This window comes from Streptomyces sp. NPDC091282 (genome assembly GCF_044757385.1).
Taxonomy (GTDB): Bacteria; Actinomycetota; Actinomycetes; order Streptomycetales; family Streptomycetaceae; genus Streptomyces; species Streptomyces gramineus.
Genome location: NZ_JBIVUX010000006.1, coordinates 284956 through 303337 on the forward strand (window position 1 = coordinate 284956; position 18382 = coordinate 303337).

The 18382-nt window shown below is 72.6% G+C and carries 14 protein-coding genes; 11 read left to right on the top strand and 3 right to left on the bottom strand.

From position 1 onward, the window contains the following. Positions 1–117: 117 nt before the first annotated feature. Positions 118–1896 (bottom strand): dolichyl-phosphate-mannose--protein mannosyltransferase, encoded by a 1779-nt coding sequence (locus ACIQOE_RS28430; RefSeq protein WP_399012649.1) that lies wholly within the window; start codon positions 1894–1896, stop codon positions 118–120. A gap of 128 nt (positions 1897–2024) precedes the next feature. On the opposite strand from ACIQOE_RS28430, the gene rsmI reads away from it, so the two are divergent. The 11 genes from rsmI to ACIQOE_RS28485 all read left to right on the top strand — a co-directional run bounded on the left by rsmI (position 2025) and on the right by ACIQOE_RS28485 (position 16277). After that, complete coding sequence (gene rsmI, locus ACIQOE_RS28435; RefSeq protein ID WP_351321047.1) at positions 2025–2873, top strand: 16S rRNA (cytidine(1402)-2'-O)-methyltransferase; 849 nt, start codon at positions 2025–2027, stop codon at positions 2871–2873. 443 nt (positions 2874–3316) lie between these two features. Further along, a complete protein-coding gene (locus tag ACIQOE_RS28440; protein WP_351321045.1) occupies positions 3317–3742 on the top strand; it encodes a hypothetical protein in 426 nt (141 codons plus the stop codon). Between the two features lie 55 nt (positions 3743–3797). Then, positions 3798–4703, top strand: coding sequence for a TatD family hydrolase (locus ACIQOE_RS28445; RefSeq protein WP_365563078.1), 906 nt, complete (start codon positions 3798–3800; stop codon positions 4701–4703). 164 nt (positions 4704–4867) lie between these two features. Continuing rightward, the gene (locus ACIQOE_RS28450) at positions 4868–6295 is read left to right on the top strand and encodes a ubiquitin-like domain-containing protein (protein WP_365563076.1); all 1428 of its coding nucleotides are present in this window, start codon (positions 4868–4870) and stop codon (positions 6293–6295) included. 38 nt (positions 6296–6333) lie between these two features. Continuing rightward, the gene (rsmA, locus tag ACIQOE_RS28455; RefSeq protein ID WP_401414496.1) at positions 6334–7218 is read left to right on the top strand and encodes a 16S rRNA (adenine(1518)-N(6)/adenine(1519)-N(6))-dimethyltransferase RsmA; all 885 of its coding nucleotides are present in this window, start codon (positions 6334–6336) and stop codon (positions 7216–7218) included. After that, positions 7215–8144 carry a 4-(cytidine 5'-diphospho)-2-C-methyl-D-erythritol kinase gene (locus ACIQOE_RS28460; protein ID WP_399012650.1) on the top strand — a complete coding sequence of 310 codons (930 nt, stop codon included), beginning with the start codon at positions 7215–7217 and terminating at the stop codon, positions 8142–8144. Before rsmA ends, ACIQOE_RS28460 begins: the two co-directional genes overlap by 4 nt. Before the next feature lie 196 nt (positions 8145–8340). Continuing rightward, a complete protein-coding gene (locus tag ACIQOE_RS28465) occupies positions 8341–9606 on the top strand; it encodes an ankyrin repeat domain-containing protein (protein WP_401414499.1) in 1266 nt (421 codons plus the stop codon). A gap of 118 nt (positions 9607–9724) precedes the next feature. Further along, entirely contained in the window at positions 9725–11527 is a 1803-nt protein-coding gene (locus ACIQOE_RS28470) for an ABC-F family ATP-binding cassette domain-containing protein (RefSeq protein ID WP_365563064.1), read from the top strand. A gap of 236 nt (positions 11528–11763) precedes the next feature. Beyond that, positions 11764–13551, top strand: coding sequence for a PQQ-binding-like beta-propeller repeat protein (locus ACIQOE_RS28475; protein WP_401414501.1), 1788 nt, complete (start codon positions 11764–11766; stop codon positions 13549–13551). A 58-nt stretch (positions 13552–13609) separates the two neighbouring features. Beyond that, positions 13610–15385, top strand: coding sequence for a PQQ-binding-like beta-propeller repeat protein (locus ACIQOE_RS28480; RefSeq protein ID WP_401414503.1), 1776 nt, complete (start codon positions 13610–13612; stop codon positions 15383–15385). Positions 15386–15587: 202 nt separating this feature from the next. Next, complete coding sequence (locus ACIQOE_RS28485; protein WP_362650529.1) at positions 15588–16277, top strand: LuxR C-terminal-related transcriptional regulator; 690 nt, start codon at positions 15588–15590, stop codon at positions 16275–16277. A 49-nt stretch (positions 16278–16326) separates the two neighbouring features. On the opposite strand, the gene ACIQOE_RS28490 is transcribed toward ACIQOE_RS28485, so the two are convergent. After that, the gene (locus ACIQOE_RS28490) at positions 16327–16614 is read right to left on the bottom strand and encodes a hypothetical protein (protein WP_351321025.1); all 288 of its coding nucleotides are present in this window, start codon (positions 16612–16614) and stop codon (positions 16327–16329) included. A gap of 30 nt (positions 16615–16644) precedes the next feature. After that, on the bottom strand, positions 16645–18345 hold the full coding sequence (locus ACIQOE_RS28495) for a sodium:solute symporter family protein (protein WP_401414506.1): 1701 nt from the start codon (positions 18343–18345) through the stop codon (positions 16645–16647). Positions 18346–18382: the final 37 nt, after the last annotated feature.

Genomic DNA, 18382 nt, shown 5'->3' on the forward strand with positions numbered 1-18382 from the left:
TTTCCGCATTTTGTGAACGCGTTCAAAAGTTCTCTGTGAGGCGCACTGTAGGCGGTGGCGGGGGCCCTGTGGCAGGTGTTGACCGATTGTTGTCTGAACAGAGATCAGGGATGTGGCTCAAACCCAGGTGTCGAGCCACATCCGTGAACGCCAGGAGTCGATGGGGATCGCCGTGCCCGTGTACAGGGGCCAGAAATAGATGAAGTTCCAGGCGATCAGCAGGACGAGGATGCCGGCTCCCGACGCGCCCACCAGGCGGCGGGTGTCGCTGGAGCCCGGTGGGCCGATGATCGCCCCGATCATCATCGCCACCGCCAGGCACAGGAACGGCACGAAGACGACGGCGTAGAAGAGGAAGATCGTGCGCTCCTGGTACATGAACCAGGGCAGGTAGCCGGCCGCGATGCCGCAGGCGATGGCGCCCGCCCGCCAGTCGCGGCGGAACGCCCACCGCCACAGGACGTACAGGATCGCGAAGCAGGCCGCCCACCACAGCAGCGGCGTGCCGATCGCCAGCACCTCACGCGCGCACTTCTCCCCGGCACCCGAGGGACAGCCGTCCGCGCCCGGCGACGGCGACTCGTAGAAGTACGACACCGGACGGCCCAGCACCAGCCACGACCACGGGTTGGACATGTAGGTGTGCGGCGAGGACAGGCCGACGTGGAAGAGGTAGACCTCGTGCTCGTAGTGCCACAGGCTGCGCACCCAGTCCGGCAGGAACGTCCAGGCACCGCCCTTGCCGTCGGTGGCCGCCCAGTTGCGGAAGTAGCCGCCGCTGCCGTCGGTCGGGGAGAGGATCCAGCCGATCCAGGAGGTCAGGTAGACCGCCACGGCGACCGTGCACATCGTCGCCCAGGAGACGAACGACTCGATCACGAACGGCAGCGACAGCCGCCGTTCGGCGCCCGCCACCTTCCGCGCGCCCATGTCCCACAGCACGGTCATCACGATGAACGCGGCCAGGATGTACAGGCCGTTCCACTTGGTGCCGATCGCCAGCCCCATCAGCACGGCCGCCGCCCAGCGCCAGGGCCGCCAGCCCAGCCAGGTGCTGCTCGCGACGTGCGCGTCCGGCCGGACCCGGCCGTCCGCGTCCACCGGGAGCGCGGCGGCGAGTCTCTCCCGCGCCCGGTCCCGGTCGATCAGCAGGCAGCCGAACGCCGCCAGCACGAAGAACATCAGCACGCCGTCCAGCAGCGAGGTGCGGCTCATCACGAAGTGCAGCCCGTCCACCGCCATCAGGCCGCCCGCCAGGCAGCCGAGGAAGGTGGAACGGAACAGCCGGCGCCCGATCCGGCACAGCAGCAGCACGCTCAGCGTGCCCAGCAGCGCCGTCATGAAGCGCCAGCCGAACGGGTCGAAGCCGAAGATCAGCTCACCGAGCCCGATCACGTACTTGCCGACCGGCGGGTGCACGACGTACGCCGCGTCCGCCGGGACCGTGACATGGCCGTTCGCCTGGAGGATCAGGTCGTTGGCGTTCTTGTCCCAGTTGACCTCGAAACCGCGGTGGACGAGCGCCCACGCGTCCTTCGCGTAGTACGTCTCGTCGAATATCACCGCCTTCGGGCTGCCCAGGTTCCAGAACCGCAGCAGCCCCGCCATCAGCGTCACCAGGAGCGGACCGCCCCAGCCGGACCACCGCGTGATCCGCTCGGCGAGCACCGGCGGCACGCCCAGACCCTGCCACAGCCGGGGCGACGGCGCGGCGTACGGCGGGACCAGGCGGTCGACGACGTCCGCGGGCGCCCCTGCCGGGGCGCCGGTGCCCCCGCCGGTGTGCGCCGGACTCGCCTGATAGCCGAATCTGCGCAGCCGCTGCTGCCACGTCGGCCGCTCGTCGAGCGCTGCCTGGCCCTGCCGGGTGTCCGTGGAGGACGCGGTACTGGTCACCGCGCCATCGTAGGGAACCGTTCTGTGTGAGTCCCGTGCAATGGGGCTCCGAGACGGGTTCCTTTGCGATCGGGCGGCCGCGTCTGCCGGGGGACGGCGCCGCCGTCGGCGGCTGCGAGGATGGAGGGGTGACTGGAACCCTTGTCCTCGCAGGCACCCCCATCGGCGACGTCGCGGACGCGCCGCCCCGGCTCACGGCCGAGCTGGCCGGCGCCGACGTGATCGCGGCCGAGGACACCCGGCGGCTGCGCTGGCTCACGCAGGCGCTGGGCGTGACGCCCAAGGGCCGCGTGGTGTCGTACTTCGAGGGCAACGAGGCGGCCCGCACGCCCGAGCTGGTCGAGGAACTCGTCGGCGGCGCGCGCGTGCTGCTCGTCACCGACGCCGGGATGCCCTCCGTCTCCGACCCCGGCTACCGGCTGGTCGCCGCGGCCGTGGAGAAGGAGATCCGGGTCACCGCCGTCCCGGGACCGTCCGCCGTGCTCACCGCGCTCGCGCTGTCCGGGCTGCCCGTCGACCGGTTCTGCTTCGAGGGATTCCTGCCGCGCAAGGCCGGCGAACGCCGCTCCCGGCTCCAGGAGGTCGCCGGGGAGCGCCGCACCCTCGTCTACTTCGAGGCCCCGCACCGCCTCGACGACACCCTCGCCGCGATGGCCGAGGTCTTCGGCGCCGAACGCCGGGCCGCCGTCTGCCGCGAGCTGACCAAGACGTACGAGGAGGTACGGCGCGGCCCGCTCGCCGAACTCGCGGTGTGGGCGGCCGACGGGGTGCGCGGCGAGATCACCGTCGTCGTCGAGGGCGCGCCCGAGCGCGGGCCCGAGGAACTGGACGCGGCGGAACTGGTGCGCCGGGTGCGGGTGCGGGAGGAGGCGGGCGAGCGCCGCAAGGAGGCCATCGCGGCGGTGGCGGTGGCGGCGGGGATCCCCAAGAGGGTCGTCTTCGACGCGGTGGTGGCGGCCAAGAGCACCGGCGGCTGACGGCGGCGCCGTCCGGGTTGCTCCTGTGTACGCGTGCGCAGGACGTCGGCGCCTGGTGCGCGGCTCCCCCCGCCCCTGGCACGGCGCCCCGTGCCCCGGAGCCGGCAAGGGGCGCACCGTGATCCCTGAGCGGGTCGCGCTTCTTCTGAGCACGCGCCCCTGACCTGCGGCGATGTGTCCTCTGAGCGGGGCGCTTCTCCTCTGAGCGCGCGCCCCACGGCCGGGTAAAGCAAGGGACGGAAACGCAAAGCCCAGCCCTGTCCGGCAGGGCCGATTTGGCAAGCAGACTCCAAATCGCCTCCAACAGTCGGCAGGTCCGTCGCATTCGCGCCGGTGAAGGCGTCCACTGGTCAGCAGGGACGTTCCCGTCCCTCGCCTCCAAGGGATTCCGGGGGGAGTCCCAGCAGCCGGAGGCGCTTGTCCAGCGGACAAGAGGAGCTGGCATGAGTGAGATCGCAGGGCAGACCGGCCTCCGCGGTGCGGCCACAGCCGTCGTCCACGAGTCGTATTCCTTCGCCTGCATGCGATGCGGGCACGGCTGGGAGCAGTCGTACGAGATAGAGCACCACACGGACGCGGAGAACCACGAGTTCGTCATGTATGTGGCGAACGGCCAGGTCGTCCCGTCTCCGCTGAGCCGGCCCTCGTGCCAGAACTGCGACGGCCATGTCCTGAGGATCATGCGCGCGGGGCAGGTCTCGTCGGTGCACAGCGCGGCCCAGCAGTCGTCCCGGCGCGCGGTGCCGGACGGCCGGACCGAGGAGGACTGCGCCGCACCGGCGGTTGCGGACGCCTCCGCGCAGGCCAAGGCGTCCCACCAGTGGCACCTGTCCGATCTCCTGCATCCGTTCCAGCGCAAGGCGAGCTGAGCCGGCCGCGGATCCTGCGGATCCTCGTGGCGTGCCCCTTTCGTAGGATCGGGGCATGCCTGCGAACGCCTCCGCGAACCTCTCCGCCGCGGCCGACAAGAACACGGCGCCGCCGCTCCCGGAACCCCTCCGGGTACCGGTCGCCGACTCCCACACTCACCTCGACATGCAGTCCGGCACCGTCGAGGAGGGCCTCGCGAAGGCCGCCTCGGTGGGTGTGGCGGCGGTCGTCCAGGTCGGCTGCGACCTGGCGGGCTCCCGCTGGGCGGCCGAGACGGCGGCCGCCCACGCCCACGTCCACGCCACCGTGGCCCTGCACCCCAACGAGGCCCCGCGCATCGTGCACGGGGACCCCGGCGGCGCCGGGTCCCGGCAGGGCGCGCGGGTGCCCGGCGGTGACGCCGCGCTGGACGAGGCGCTCGCCGAGATCGACCGGCTGGCCGGCCTGGACCAGGTGAAGGGCGTCGGCGAGACCGGCCTCGACAACTTCCGTACCGGGCCGGACGGCAAGGCGGCCCAGGAGCGCTCCTTCCGCGCCCACATCGAGATCGCCAAGCGGCACGGCAAGACCCTCGTCATCCACGACCGCGACGCCCACGCCGACGTGCTGCGCATCCTCAAGGAGGAGGGCGCCCCCGAGCGGACGGTGTTCCACTGCTACTCCGGGGACGCCGCGATGGCCGAGGTGTGCGCCCGCGAGGGCTACTTCATGTCCTTCGCCGGCAACGTCACCTTCAAGAACGCCCAGAACCTCCGCGACGCACTGGCCGTCGCCCCGCTGGAACTGGTCCTCGTGGAGACCGACGCGCCCTTCCTGACCCCGGCGCCGTACCGCGGACGGCCCAACGCCCCGTATCTCATTCCGGTCACGGTCCGCGCGATGGCGGCCGTCCGGGGCATCGACGAGGATGCGCTGGCGACGGCCCTGGGCGCGAACACCGCCCGCGCCTTCGACTACTGAGCGTGCATCGATCATAACCGCCGTATAACGCCGGCCCGGATGGACCTCGGGCCCGGTTGCGACCGTCCGTAGTCGCGCCGCTTTGGAGAGTGACCGGGCCTCCGCTAGGTTCTGGTGCCCGATCCGGACCCCTCTGGCCCGCGGGCCCCCTGGAGCGTGTCGGCGTGAGCACACCGCAGTACGAGACGTTTGAGGCGTACGACCCCCATGGTGCGTCGGGCGTGCCCGACGCACCCGGCGTGCACGACGCCGTGACGCAGGGATACGGCGTGGCCGCCTACGGGGGTGACACCTACCGGCCGGCCTACGAACTCCCGGCACCGGCCGCCCCGGCGGGCCGGACGCAGGGGCAGGCGCCCGCGCCGGGCGGGCCCGGCGACCCGGAGCCGCCGCGGCGGAGCGGGTACCTGCCCGACGGCGAGGCGCCCGGACCGGAGGCACGCGCCGGATCCGGGCGGCGCGCCGCCCGCCGCCGCAAGCCCCGGTACGGCCGGCGCTCCGAGTCCGCCGTGCGCAGGCTGCTGCCGCAGGCGCTGGTGGTCGCCTTCCTGGCCGGCGGCACCACCGCGTTCCTCGCCAAGGACAAGGCGATCGAGCTGACCGTCGACGGCCGCCCGCGCGTCCTGCACACGTTCGCCGACGACGTGACCGAACTGCTCTCCGACGAAGGCGTACGGGTGGGAGCGCACGACGTGGTGGCGCCCGCCGGCGGCGCGGTCCTGGCCAGCGGCGACGAGGTCGCCGTGCGCTACGGCCGCCCCGTGCGCCTCACCCTGGACGGCCGGCAGCGCGAGGTGTGGACGACGGCACGCACCGTCGACGGGGCCCTCGCCCAGCTGGGCGTGCGGGCCGAGGGCGCGTACCTGTCGGCCACCCGCTCCCGGGGCATCGGGCGCGCCGGCCTCGCGCTCGACGTCCGCACCGAACGCACGGTCACGATCCTCGCCGACGGCCGGACCCGCACCATCCGCACCAACGCGGCGACCGTCCGCGAGGCCGTGGAGGAGGCCGGCGTCACCCTGCACGGGCAGGACACCACCTCCGTGCCGCAGGCCGGTTTCCCGCGCGACGGACAGACGGTGACCGTGCTGCGCGTCACCGCCAACCGGGAGGTGCGCGAGGAGACCGTCCCCTTCGAGGTGCGGCGCAGACCCGACCCCACGGTGTTCCGGGGCACCGAGGTCGTCGAGCGGGCGGGCCGGCCAGGCCTGCGCCGGGTCACCTACTACCTGCGGACCGTCAACGGGGTCCGGCAGCGGCCCCGCCGCGAGCAGGCCGAGGTGGTCCGCAAGCCGCGCACCCAGCTGGTCAGGGTCGGCACCAAGCCGCACCCGGACTCCGTGAAGGGCGCCGACGGCCTGAACTGGGACGGCCTCGCCGCCTGCGAGTCCGGCGGGCGCCCGGCCGCGGTGGACCCCTCCGGCACCTACGGCGGGCTGTACCAGTTCGACTCCCACACCTGGCACAGCCTCGGCGGCAAGGGACGCCCGCAGGACGCGCCCGCCGAGGAGCAGACCTTCCGGGCGAAGAAGCTCTACACCAAACGCGGCTCCACGCCCTGGCCGCACTGCGGGGCGCGGCTGCACGGGTGACCGGCGGGAGGCCTCCCGGCGGCCCGTACCCTTGTCCCGTGAGCAGCAGCCCCCTCCCCGACGCCCTCCTCGGCGCGGCCGACATCCGTGAACTCGCGGCGGCGCTCGGTGTACGCCCCACCAAGCAGCGCGGCCAGAACTTCGTGATCGACGCCAACACGGTCCGCCGCATCGTCCGCACCGCCGGAGTCCGCCCGGACGACGTCGTCGTCGAGGTCGGGCCGGGACTCGGGTCCCTCACCCTCGCGCTCCTGGAGGCCGCCGACCGGGTGACCGCCGTCGAGATCGACGACGTCCTGGCGGGCGCGCTCCCCGCGACGATCGCCGCGCGCATGCCCACGCGCGCGGACCGGTTCGCGCTGGTCCACTCCGACGCGATGCACGTCGCCGAGCTGCCCGGACCGCCGCCCACCGCGCTCGTCGCGAACCTCCCCTACAACGTCGCCGTCCCCGTCCTGCTCCACATGCTCGACACCTTCCCGAGCATCGAGCGGACGCTGGTGATGGTGCAGGCCGAGGTCGCCGACCGGCTCGCCGCCGCGCCCGGCTCGAAGGTGTACGGCGTGCCCTCCGTCAAGGCCAACTGGTACGCCGAGGTCAAGCGGGCCGGAGCCATCGGCCGCAACGTCTTCTGGCCCGCGCCGAACGTCGACAGCGGGCTCGTCTCCCTGGTCCGGCGCGCCGAGCCGCTGAAGACGACGGTGTCCAGGCGCGAGGTCTTCGCGGTCGTCGACGCCGCGTTCGCGCAGCGGCGCAAGACCCTGCGGGCGGCCCTGGCCGGCTGGGCCGGGTCGGCGGGGGCAGCCGAGGCGGCACTCGTCGCCGCCGGGGTCTCGCCGCAGGCACGCGGGGAGTCGCTGACGGTGGAGGAGTTCGCGCGGATCGCAGAGGCCGCGTCCCTGACAGAGGAGTCCGGCAAGTGAGCGTCACGGTACGCGTCCCGGCCAAGGTCAACGTCCAGCTCGCGGTGGGCGCCGCCCGCCCCGACGGCTTCCACGACCTGGCCAACGTCTTCCTCGCCGTCGGCCTGTACGACGAGGTCACGGTGGAGCCGGCCGAGGAGCTGAGCGTCACCTGCGCCGGCACGGACGCCGACCAGGTGCCGCTGGACCGCACCAACCTCGCCGCGCGCGCCGCGCTCGCGCTCGCCGAGCGCCGGGGCATCGAACCGGCCGTGCGCATCCACATCGCCAAGGACATCCCGGTCGCCGGCGGCATGGCCGGGGGGAGCGCGGACGGGGCGGGCGCGCTGCTCGCCTGCAACGAGCTGTGGCAGGCGGGCGCCTCGCGCGCCGAACTGCTCGCGATCTGCGCGGACCTGGGCAGCGACGTGCCCTTCAGCCTGGTCGGCGGCGCCGCACTCGGCACCGGGCGCGGCGAACGGCTCACCGCCCTGGAGGTAGGCGGCACCTTCCACTGGGTGTTCGCGATGGCCGGACGCGGGCTGTCCACCCCGGCCGTCTTCCGCGAGTTCGACCGGCTCGCCGAGGGCCGCGCCGTCCCCGAGCCCGTCGCCTCCCGCGACCTGCTCGACGCGCTCGCCGCGGGCGACCCGGACGCGCTGGCCGCCGCCGTCTCCAACGACCTGGAGCCCGCCGCGCTCTCCCTCTTCCCCGACCTCGCGCGGACGCTCGACGCGGGCCGCACGGCCGGTGCCCTGGCGGCGCTGGTCTCCGGCTCCGGGCCCACGACGGCGTTCCTGGTCCGCGACCCCGAGTCCGCGACCAAGGTCGCCGAGGCCCTCCGTACCTCCGGCACCTGCCGGTCGGTGCGCACCGCGACCGCCCCGGCACCCGGCGCGAGGGTCCTGCCGTCACCGCGGGGCGCCACCGCCCCCGCCGACGCCTGAACGACGCGGCGACCGGGCGCACCGGCCCCCGCGCGGTGAGCGCGCTCCCGGCGGGGAGGCCCGGCGCCCGGCCCTGCGCCCGCGTCGTCCGCGTGCCCCGCGTGATAATCCGCGTGCCCCGCGTCCCGCGACCGCACTAGGATCCCGCCGCCGCAGACCGCACGGGTCCGGCCACGGGAACGGGGGACGCCCGCGCATGACCGCCCAGGAACTCGTCGCCGCCGTACGGAACGGGGACGCGGACGGAGTCCGGCGGCTGCTGGACGACGGAGCCGACCCGGACACGCCCGACCCGGACACCGGGGCCCCGCTGCTCTGCGTGGCCGTCGCGGCCTGCGACGAGGAGGTCGTCCACGCACTGACCGACGCCGGAGCCGACCCGCTCGCGGCGCTGTCCGACGGGAGCACGCCGGTGGGGCGGGCCGTGGACGGCGGATCGATCGAGATGGTCTCGGCGCTCCTGCGGGAGCCGGTGCGCTTCCCGCCGGACGTACGGCGCGCACTGCTGGAGCGGGCCAGGCGATGGGCCGCGGCGGGCCCGGAGGCGGAACTGCGGCGCCGGAGCGGCGACCACGGCCCGGCGGTCCGGGAGCCGGTCGTGGACCGCGACGGCTACCGGATCTACGAGCGGGTCGCCGTGGGCGGACTGACCGCGCGGGACGGACACGACGGGATCCTCACGGAGCTGGAGGCGCGTTTCGGGATACGCGCCCCCTTCGAGGACCTGCTCGCGCGGGCCCTGGCACGCCGCGCCCCCGACCACGCCGTCTGGTCGCAGGCGGTCCACACGCTCAGCGTCCGCGGGGACGAGGACACCTGGGCGGCCGCCGTGGAGGCCGGCCGCAGCGCGGACCGGCTCCGGCGGCTGTTCGCGGCCGAACTGCTGCTGCTCCTCCTGCTGGGCCCGCCGCTGGCCCGGACCCCCTCCCCGTTCGACGGGCGCGGCACGGCGGTGCTGCTGCCCTGGGCGCGCGAGGAACGCGACCCGGAGGTGCTCCAGGCCGTCCTCAACGCGCTCACCGAGGAGGGGAGCCCGCAGACCGAGGCACTGGGACGGTCGTACCTGACCCATCCCGACGCCCGGGTGCGCCGCATGGTGCCGCACACCCTGGAGCTGGACGAGCAGCGGCTGCTGGTGCGCCCCGAGAGCCTGCGGACGGTGCTCGCGCTGGCCCGGGACCACGACCCCCGCGTGCGGTCGGCGGCCTGCACCTGGCTCGCGGAGTACCGGGGGCACGACCCGCGGATCGCGGACGCGCTGGCCGTACTGGTGCACGAGGAGGACCAGCCGACCCGGATCCACGCCGTGTCCGGACTCGCCCACCAGGACGACCCGCGCTGTGTGGAGGCCGAACGGCACATCGGCCCGGTGGACCGGGACCGGTGGCCCGACGCCTGGATGCTCACCGCGGTGTGGCGGTACGAACAGCGGGCGGCGCGGCGGGCGGCCGGCTCCGGGTGACGCGGAACCGGCCGGACGGGCGGACATCCGCCCGGCGCCCGGCGGGCGGCTCGCGGCGGGAAGGCCGCCCGGCGCGCATTACGCTGGGAGGCTGACCGTCCCCGTGCGCAGGAGTGAAATGGCCGTCAACCTGGTCAATGTCGAGAACGTCAGCAAGGTCTACGGCACCCGTGCCCTGCTGGACGGCGTCTCGCTCGGCGTGTCGGAGGGCGACCGCATCGGCGTGGTGGGCCGCAACGGCGACGGCAAGACCACCCTCATCAGGATGCTCGCCAAGCTGGAGGAGGCCGACACCGGCCGCGTCACGCACTCCGGCGGCCTGCGCCTGGGCGTCCTCACCCAGCACGACTCCCTCGACCCGGCGGCCACCGTCCGGCACGAGGTCATCGGCGACATGGCCGACCACGAGTGGGCCGGCAACGCGAAGGTCAGGGACGTCCTCACCGGCCTCTTCGGCGGACTGGACCTGCCCGGCTTCCCCAAGGGCCTGGACACCGTCATCGGACCGCTGTCCGGTGGAGAGCGGCGCCGGATCGCGCTCGCCAAGCTGCTCATCGAGGAGCAGGACCTGCTGGTCCTGGACGAGCCCACCAACCACCTCGACGTCGAGGGCATCGCCTGGCTCGCCCGCCACCTGAGCACGCGCCGCTCGGCGCTGGTCTGCGTCACCCACGACCGCTGGTTCCTCGACCAGGTCTGCACCCGCATGTGGGACGTGCAGCGCGGCGACGTCTACGAGTACGAGGGCGGCTACTCGGACTACGTCTTCGCCCGCGCCGAGCGGGAGCGGATCGCCGCCACCGAGGAGACCAAGCGGCAGAACCTCGTCCGCAAGGAGCTGGCCTGGCTGCGCCGCGGCGCCCCGGCCCGTACCTCCAAGCCCCGCTTCCGGGTCGAGGCCGCCAACGAGCTGATCGCCGACGTGCCGCCGCCGCGCGACACCAGCGAGCTGATGAAGTTCGCCTCCTCCCGGCTCGGCAAGACCGTGTTCGACCTGGAGGACGTGACCGTCCAGGCCGGCCCCAAGGTGCTGCTCAAGCACGTCACCTGGCAGCTCGGCCCCGGCGACCGGATCGGCCTGGTCGGCGTCAACGGCGCCGGCAAGACCTCCCTGCTGCGGGCCATGGCCGAGGCCGCGCGCACCGAGGGCGAGGAGCAGCCGGCGGCCGGCCGGATCGCCGTCGGCCGGACCGTGAAGCTCGCCTACCTCTCCCAGGAGGTCGCCGAACTGAACCCGAACACGCGGGTCCTGGAGGCGGTCCAGCAGGTCCGCGAGCGCGTCGACCTCGGCAAGGGGCGCGAGATGACCGCCGGGCAGCTGTGCGAGACGTTCGGCTTCAACAAGGAGAAGCAGTGGACGCCGGTCGGCGACCTCTCCGGCGGTGAGCGCCGCCGCCTCCAGCTGCTGCGCCTGCTGATGGACGAGCCGAACGTCCTCTTCCTCGACGAGCCCACCAACGACCTGGACATCGAGACCCTCACGCAGCTGGAGGACGTCCTCGACGGCTGGCCCGGCTCGATGATCGTCATCTCCCACGACCGGTTCTTCGTGGAGCGCACCACGGACCGCGTCTTCGCCCTCCTCGGCGACGCCGCCCTGCGGATGCTGCCGCGCGGCATCGACGAGTACCTGGAGCGGCGGCAGCGGATGGAGGAGGCGGCCGCCGCCACCGTCGTGGCCCCGAAGGCTCCGACGGCCGAGCGGAGCGCCGCCGACCAGCGCGCCGCCAAGAAGGAGCTCCAGAAGATCGAGCGTCAGCTGGACCGGGTCTCCGAGAAGGAGACCAAGCTGCACGATCAGATCGCCGCGAACGCCACCGACTTCGCCAAGGTCGCCGAACTCGACGCCCAGCTGCGCGACCTGAGCGGGGAGCGCGAGGAACTGGAGATGCGCTGGCTGGAGTTGGCCGAGGACGCGTAACCGGGCCGGACCGGCGGCGCGAAACCGCCGTGCGGGCGTGGCGTGGAGGCGGCGTGAAGGCGCGTAACGGGCGCATCACAGGGCGGTTCTTCCTTGGGCACAGGGGCTGATGGGGGCCGGTCCGCTGTCGGTGCCGGGTGGTAGAAAGGTCGGTCTGAGAGCAGTCCGCGCACGGCCCGGGGCCCGTCGGGGGCCCGGGGGCGTGGCGAAAAATCAGTAACGGGGGAAGATCGCTGATGACTCAGCCACCCAGTCAGCCGCCGGAGCCGGGCGGCTTCGGCGCGCCGCAGCAGCCGCCCGCGCAGGGTGGTTTCGGCGCGCCGCCGCCTCCCGCCCAGCCGCCCCGGCCGGGACCCGGCCACCCGCAGCAGCCGGGACCGTACGGGCAGCCCGGCCCCTACGGGCAGCCGCCGCAACCCGGCCCCTACGGGCAGCCCCAGCAGGCAGGACCGTACGGGCAGCCGTCACCGGCGGCCCCCTACGGGCAGCCGCCCCAGCCCGGCCCCTACGGGCAGCCGCCGCAGCCGGGTTACGGCTATCTGCCGCAGTACCCGGGCACACCGGGCGGCACTCCGCAGCCCGGTGGCGGCGGGCCGTTCAGGGGGAAGCCCTGGGTGATCGTCGCGGCGGCCGTGGCGGGGCTGCTGGTCGTCGGCGGCACCGTGTACGCGGTGACCAGCGGCGGCGGCGGTGGCGGCGGAGAGAAGCCGGTCGCCCACCGGTCCGCCGACCCCAAGGCCTCCGGCAGCGCCGACCCGGTCGACCCGGGTGACGGCAGCGGTGACGGCGGCGCGGACCCGGACGACCTCAACGCGGGCCGCAAGCCCGGCGAGGCCAAGGTGCTCTGGTACAAGTCGGCGCCCGACGCACCGGCCTCCGGCGCGGACGCACCCGGCATGTGGATCACCCGGAAGACCGCGGTCAAGGCGGCGTACAAGCAGCTGTTCGGCTACCGGGTGGCGGACGGCGAGCCGGCCTGGACCCCGATCGCGTTCCCGCAGAAGATCTGCGCGGTCACCCCGGTCCAGTCGGCCGGCGGCAAGGTCGTCGTGGCGTCCATGAACGGCACCAGCGACCGGGCCAAGTGCAACCAGCTGCAGGAGGTCGACCTCGACACGGGCCGCAAGGGCTGGACCGCGACCGTCGCCGACGGCGGGCTGTTCGACTCCGCGCTCAGCATCGAGCTGACGGTCAGCGGGAAGACGCTGATGGTGGGCCGCTCCCAGTCCGGCACGGCGTACGACCTGGCCAGCGGCCACAAGCTGTACGACAAGAAGGAGTACGGCGCGTCCTGCTTCCCCTCGGGGTTCGCGGGCGGCACCAACCGGCTGGTCGAGGTGGCCTCCTGCGGGGCCGGCGGCGGCAACCAGCACGACGAGATATCGGAGCTGGACCCGGCCACCGGCCATGTCAGGTGGACCCGGCCGGTCAAGAAGGGCTGGTCGGTCCAGCGGACGTACTCCGTCGACCCGCTCGTGGTCTACATGACCAACGAGGACAAGAAGGCCTGGAACATCTCGACCCTGGACGCCAAGGGCGCCTTCCGTTCCGAGGTGAAGGTCGACGAGAAGTTCGCACCGCAGTGCGGCTGGGCGCTCCTCGCCCGCGACCTCCAGGGCTGCCGGGGGGTCGCCGTCGACGCGAACACCCTCTACCTGCCCACGGACAAGAACAGCGGCGCCAACGAGATCGTCGCGATCAGCCTCGCCGACGGCAAGGCGGAGTGGCGGGTGAAGTCCCCGACGGACGAGTCGATGTACCCGGTCGAGACCGAGGGCGGCACACTCGTCGCCTACGTACGGCCGTCGTACGACTCGGGCGGCCAGGTCGTGTCGGTCCCGACGACCGGTTCCGCCCACACCGCCACCAGGCTGCTCCAGAACCCGCAGCACACCGCCGGCATCGAGGACGGCTTCTACGACGGCGCGGTCGCCTGGGTCGACGGGCGTTTCTACCTCTCCTCCACGCGGCTGACCGGCAGCGACGACGCGAAGGAGAAGCTGATGATGGCCTTCGGCAACTGAGCGGACCCGTCACGCCCCTTCCCCGTCCGCTCCCGAGCCTTCCCCCGAGGTACCCGTCATGACCCAGCCGCCTCCGCCGCCGCCCAACCAGCCCCCGCAGCAGCCCGGTTCGGGCGCTCCCGCCGAACCGCCGAAGCCGCCCGCGCCGCCGTCCCCGCAGCCCGGCTACGGCTACCCGCAGCAGCCCCAGCCCCAGCCCCCGCAGCCCGGCTATGGCTACCCGCAGCAGCCTCAACCCCCGCAGCCCGGCTACGGCTACCCCGCGCCGCCCCCGGCCGCGAACCCGTACGCCCAGCAGCCGCCCGGGTACGCCAACCCCTATGCGCAGCAGCCCGGTTACGGCTACCCGGGCGGTGCCCCCACGGTGCCCGTCCCGGCCACCGCTCCCGGCCGCACCAACGCCTCGCTGTACATCATCGTCGCCGCGGTCGCCGCGATCGCGCTGATCGTCGGCGGCGGCATCTGGTACTCCAAGTCCTCGGGCGGCGGCGGGAAGCACGACACCGCCGGCGCCGACACGGGAGGCACGGGCGGCACCAAGGGCTCCGGCGACGGCAAGGGCGGCGGCGGAGGCAGCGAGAAGGTGCCCTCGGACCCGGCCGCCAAGGTCCTCTTCCAGGTCCCGATGCCGACGGCGGCCGACACCACGGTCACCTCCGGTTCCTGGCTGACCGGCACGGTGTACGCGAAGACCGGTGTCGCCCGGATCACCGGCTACGACCCCTCCTCGGGCGCCAGGCTGTGGACCGTCCCGCTGCCCGGCCCGGTCTGCTACGCCACCGGGCACGTCAGCTCGGACGGCAGGACGGCCGTCGTCTTCCAGCCGAAGATGCCGCCGAAGGGCTCCTCCGCGGGCTGCACCCAGGTCGCCGCGATCGACCTGAACGCGGGTAAGAAACTGTGGACGCAGACGATCAAGTCCGGTGACGTGCCGGTCAACTTCAACAACGTGACGGTCGCTCAGCAGACAGTCGCGGTCGGCGGCACCAGCGGCGGCGCCGCCTTCGACCTGGCCTCCGGCAAGGTCCGCTGGCAGCCGAAGCCGACCGACACCTGCTACGACGCCGGGTACGGCGGCGGCGCGAAGCTGGTCGCGGTCCGCAAGTGCGGCAGCGGCGACACCGCCCAGCTGCACATCCAGACCATCGACCCGGTCTCCGGCAAGGTGGCCTCCGAGTACGAGATGAGCTCCGGCATCCCCTACGCCAGCGTCGTGTCGACCGACCCGCTGGTGGTCGCCGCCGACGTCAACGACAGCGCGGGCGACGGCAGCGGCTTCTCGGACGTCTTCTCCATCGACAACACGACCGGCAAGCTACGCACCCGCATCTCCACGCCCGGCAGCTCCTACGCGGCCCGCTGCGACGGCATCTACCAGGTGGAGAAGTGCCAGGGAGTGGTGGTCGGCAACGACCGGCTCTACCTGCCGACCGAGGAGCACGACGGCGGCGGGCAGTTCTCGAAGACCAACGAGATCGTCGCCTTCGACCTGGGCACCGGCAAGCAGACCGGCCAGCGCGCCGACGCCGGCGACAACTACACGATCACCCCGCTGCGCATGGACGGTCCGAACGTGATCGCGTACAAGAACCCGCCGTACAACAAGGGCGCTCAGGTCGTCAGTATCGACGGCAGTTCGTTCAAGGAGACCAAGCTGCTGGAGAACCCGGCGACCGCGCAGGTCAAGGCCCTGGAGACCGCGATGGCCCCGGCGTACGCCGAGGTCCTCTACTCCCGGGGTCGCCTGTACCTGTCCGCGGTGTACGCCCACGCCATCGGTTCGTCGACGTCGTCCAAGGAGTACCTGGTCGCCGCGTTCGGCACGGACGGCTGACGGCGCGCTTCCGCCGCGAATACCAGAAAAGCCAGGGATTCCTCATATCCGGGGCACTTCTCATCAGTAGGGGCAGCGCGACGTCGAACAAGCGTGTAGCTTCCGGGGGCATGAAGGACGAGGTGCCGGGGGGCCCTCTGTCCATGCGGACCAGTGGGCATCCATAGTGGGGCATCCATTGGGGGGAGTGGGGGGTTGCTCTATGGGAGTGCGGCTCATGGTGGTCGACGACCACCGGCTGCTCGCGGAGGCGCTGGCCTCGGCACTGAAACTGCGCGGCCACCGGGTGCTCGCCGCGGCGGCTCCGGCGGCGGGCGCGGCGGAACTGGTCATCACGCGCGCGCCCGAGGTGTGCCTGCTGGGCACCGCGACCCCGGCCGAGCCGGGCATGTTCGACCCGGTGGTGAAGATCAAGCGGGAGCGGCCGCAGGTCGCCGTGCTGGTCCTCGGCCCGGTGCCGTCGCCGCGGGGCATCGCGGCGGCCTTCGCCGCGGGCGCGTCCGGGTACGTCCGGCACGACGAGCGGATAGAGGGCGTGGAGCGGGCGATCATGAAGGCGCGGGCCGGTGAGGCAGCCGTGGCCCCGGCGCTGCTCCAGGGCGCCTTCGGTGAACTGCTCAACCCCGCCGCCCAGCCCGACGACGAGGGCCAGCGCCTGCTCCAGATGCTCACCCCGAGGGAGGTCGAGGTCCTGGTCCGGGTCGCCGACGGCGAGGACACCCGCCTGATCGCCGCGGGCATGGGCATCGCCCCGAGCACGGCGCGCACGCACGTACAGAGGGTGCTGATGAAGCTGGGCGTGGGGTCCCGCCTGGAGGCCGCGGCGCTGGCCGCCCGGACGGGCCTGCTGGACAGGGCGGGCCCCGTCGGCAACGGCGGCGAGATCCGCTAGCCGCCGCGGGGGCGTGGACACGGTCCACGCCCCCGCGGCGACGGGCCATCTACTCCTCGGTCCCCTCCACCGGCGGCGCCGGCGGGGTGGGCCGCAGCCACAGCCACACCAGGAACACCGCTCCCAGCAGCAGCATCCCGATCCCGGTCCACAGGTTGATGTTGATCCCCTGGGCCTTGTCGATCTCGGCCTGCGAGTCCGTGATCCCGGTGATCGTGACGATGATCCCGTACACCACGAACAGGCCGCCGATGATCCGCCGCAGGTCGAAGATGCGTGCGGCGGTCGTGGACCTGCTCTCCAGGTCGGTGACTTCCCGCTGGATGTCGTCGGTCATGGTTTCTCCATTATTCTCCCGCGGCCGGGGTCAGAACGAGAACGGGATGTAGCAGAGGGCGGCGAGGACCACCGCGCCCCAGCCGAGCAGCGCGGGACGCCGGTACCAGGCCTCGTCGCCGGGGGCGGGCGCCTCGGCCGCGCCGGGGGAGCGCGTGCCGTAGACCAGGCCCGCCAGTTCCGCCTCGGGCTTGGGCGCGGTGAACAGGGACACGATCACCATCACCACCGCACCGGCGACGAAGCCGGCGATCGCGGAGACGAAGTTGGCGCCCTGGTCGGAGGGGATGCCGATGATGTCCTTCTTGTAGAGGACGAAGTAGTTGACCATCGCGGTCACCGTGCCGGCGAGCAGTCCCCAGAAGCCGGACTTCGCCGAGGCCCGCTTCCAGAACATGCCGACGATGAAGACGACGAACATCGGCACGTTGAAGAAGGAGAACAGCGTCTGCAGGTAGCTCATGATGTTCGAGAACGACGACGCGAGGAACGCCGTCCCGACGGACGCGCACACGCCGATGACGGTGATGAGCCGTCCGAAGCGCACGTAGTAGGCGTCCTCGCGGTCCTTCACCACGTACTTCGCCCAGATGTCCGTGGTGAACACGGTGTTGAAGGACGACACGTTGGCCGCCATGCCGGCCATGAAGGCCGCGAGCAGACCGGTGACCGCGATGCCGAGCACGCCGTTGGGCAGCAGCTGGGACATCAGGTAGGGGATCGCGTCGTTGTACTGGAGGTCCGATCCCGAGGTGCCGATCTTCGGTACCAGCGCGGCGGCGACCAGGCCCGGGATCATCACCAGGAAGACGATGAAGATCTTCGGGTACGCGGCGATCAGCGGGGTGCGCCGGGCGGCGGAGAGGTTCTTCGCCGACAGGGCGCGCTGGACCTCGGCGAAGTTGGTCGTCCAGTAGCCGAAGGAGAGGACGAAGCCGAGGCCGAGGACGATGGTCAGCCAGTTCGCGCCGAGCGGGTTGACGCTGCCGATGCCGGTGCCGCCCCAGGCGGAGGTGAAGTTGTGGCCGTGGGTGGCGTCGAGCTTGTGGACCAGGCCGTCCCAGCCGCCGACCTTCTTCAGGCCGAGCACGGACAGCGGGATGAGGGCGGCCAGGATCACGAAGAACTGGAGCACCTCGTTGTAGATGGCCGAGGAGAGGCCGCCGAGGGTGATGTACGCCAGCACGAACGCGCCGGCCACCACGATCGCCACCCACTGCGGCCAGCCCAGCAGCGCCTCGACGACGATCGCGAGGGCGTACAGGTTGACGCCCGCGATGAGGATGGCGGCGAAGGCGAACAGGATCGAACTCAGCAGGTGTGCGGCTCTGTCGAAGCGCAGCAGCAGCATCTCGGGGACCGAGCGGACCTTGCTCCCGTAGTAGAAGGGCATCATCACCAGGCCGAGGAAGACCATGGCCGGAATGGCGCCGATCCAGTACCAGTGCACGGTGTACGCGCCGTACTGCGCGCTGTTGGCCGCCATGCCGAGGATCTCGGTGGCGGCCAGGTTCGCCGAGATGAACGCGAGCCCGGTGATCCACGCGGGCAGTGAGCGCCCGGAGAGGAAGAAGTCGAGGCTCGTCTTCACCGAGCGGCGGGCCGCGAAGCCGATGCCGAGGACGACCACGAAGTAGATCGCGAGGATCGCGTAGTCGAGGCCGTTGGTGGGAAGCCGCAGCTCCTCGGCGAGATATGTGGGGGAAACGGGAGCATTGGTGGGGTTCTGCATCCAAGAATTCAACACTTTTGTTGTCTCACCTTGATTG